The sequence below is a fragment of the Streptomyces silaceus genome, assembly GCF_001419745.1.
Classification (GTDB): domain Bacteria; phylum Actinomycetota; class Actinomycetes; order Streptomycetales; family Streptomycetaceae; genus Streptomyces; species Streptomyces silaceus.
In genome coordinates this window covers 1-1,876 of the sequence record NZ_LIRJ01000668.1, presented here as the reverse complement: position 1 = coordinate 1,876, position 1,876 = coordinate 1, and the positions used below count along the sequence as shown (strand labels likewise).

Annotated in this window: 1 protein-coding gene and 1 pseudogene; both read left to right on the top strand. The window is 76.5% G+C overall.

The features are described 5' to 3' along the window. Window positions 1–193 (top strand): annotated as a pseudogene (locus AOK22_RS38455) (hypothetical protein); the annotation flags it as partial. Window positions 194–456: 263 nt separating this feature from the next. Continuing rightward, window positions 457–1,797: a tetratricopeptide repeat protein gene (locus AOK22_RS38450; protein ID WP_055703270.1), complete on the top strand. Its 1,341-nt coding sequence runs from the start codon at window positions 457–459 to the stop codon at window positions 1,795–1,797. The last annotated feature ends 79 nt before the right edge of the window (window positions 1,798–1,876 follow it).

Genomic DNA, 1,876 nt, shown 5'->3' with positions numbered 1-1,876 from the left:
CGGCGACAAGGCGGACTCGACGCGGGACGCGCTGAGCGGCGCGGCGATGAGCCCGACGTCCTCGTCGTCCGGTTCCTCGGACGACCGGCTCCTCCTGGCCTCGGCCGCGGCGGGCGCCGCGGGGGTCCTGCTGGTCGGGCTCGGGCTCGCGTGGTGGCGGGCGCGGAGGCGGGGGGCCGTGGGGGGCTCCTGAGCGGTTGACGGTTGGCCGGTTGGCCGGTTGGCCCGTTGAACGGTTGAGCGGTTGAGCGGCTCCTTCTGGTGGGCGCGGCCCTGGATCGGCTTCGGCCGGTTCGGGGCCGGGCCCGGACGGGGCCGGTTCGTTCGCGGGTACTGCCCGCCTCTTGTCGGGTGCTGCCCGCCTCCTGTACGGCGCGGCCCGTTCTTCATCCCCCTACGGGTCGCGCCTTCCTCGTTCGGCTCGGGTTTCTCTTGGATCGGAAGGGTTCCACTCTCATGGCTCGCAACTCCGTGCGGACCGCCGTCGCCGTCGTCGTCCTCGCGCTCGCCCTCACCGGAGGTGCCGTCGTCCTCGGCGGCGGTGGCGGTGACGGCGGGGGCGCGGCGCGGTCCGTCTCCGGGGGCGTCTCCGCCGCGGCTCCCTTCGAGGGGCTGCGCGGCGGGGACCTCGACCGGGGCGTCGACGCGCTCCGGGCCCATCTCCGCGACCGGCCAGAGGACTTCACGTCCTGGGCCGTCCTCGGCACGGCCTACGTCGAGCAGGCCCGCACCCGCGGCGACCCCGCCCTCTACACCGCCGCCGACCGTGCCCTGGACCGCTCCCTGAAGCTGCGTGGCGGCAACGACGCGGCGCTCGCGGGGCGCGCCGCCGTCGCCGCCGCCCGGCACGACTTCCGCGGTGCCCTGCGGTACGCCACGGAGGCGCTCGCCGAGAACCCCTACAGCGAGCGGGCCCTGGCCTCCCGCATCGACGCCCTCGTCGAACTCGGGCGCTACGACGAGGCGTCCCGTGCCGCCGACGAGGCCGACGCCCGCCGGCCCGGGATCCCCGTCTTCACGCGGTACGCGTACGTACGGGAGCTGCGGGGCGACGTCGCCACGGCGCGGCGCGTCCTGGAGCGTGCCCTCGACGGGGCGTCGGCACCCGGTGACGTCGCGTACGTCGCCACCTCGCTGGGTCAACTCGCGTGGCGCCAGGGCCGGTACGGGGACGCCCTGCGGCACTGCGAGGCCGCCCTGCGCGCGGACCGCGCCTACCTGCCCGCGCTGGAGTGCCGCGCCCGTACGCGCGCGGCCCGCGGTGACACGGGTGCGGCGGTCGCCGGGCTGCGCGAGGTCGTGGACCGGCAGCCGCTGCCGGGGCCGCTGGTCGCGCTCGGCGAACTGTACGAGGCGCGGGGGGACATGAAGCGGGCCCGTGAGCAGTACCGACTCGTGGACGCGTGGGTCTCGCTGGCCCGTGCGAACGGGGTCGAGCCCGATCTGGACGTGGCACTCGCCTCGGCCGACCACGGGGACGCGGCGACCGCGTTGCGGGCGGCGCGGGCGGAGTGGGGGCGGCGGGAGACCGTGCACACGGCCGATGCGCTGGCGTGGGCGTTGCATGTGAACGGGCGGGACGCGGAGGCGCTGCGGTACGCGCGGCGGGCGACGGCGACGGGGTTCCGTGAGGCGGTGTTCCTCTACCACCGCGGCATGATCGAACAGGCCTCGGGTCACACGGGCTCGGCCCGCCGCTCCCTCCGCTCGGCCCTCGATCTGAACCGGGCGTTCTCCCCCTTGGGCGCCCGCGAGGCCCGGGCCACGCTGCGCCGCCTGGACGGTGGGGCGCCGTGAATCCCTGGGTCGTTCTGTGGCGCCGCCTGGGTCCGGCGTCCGCGCGGTTGCTTCGTCGGTGGGGCGGGTGCGTGGGCGT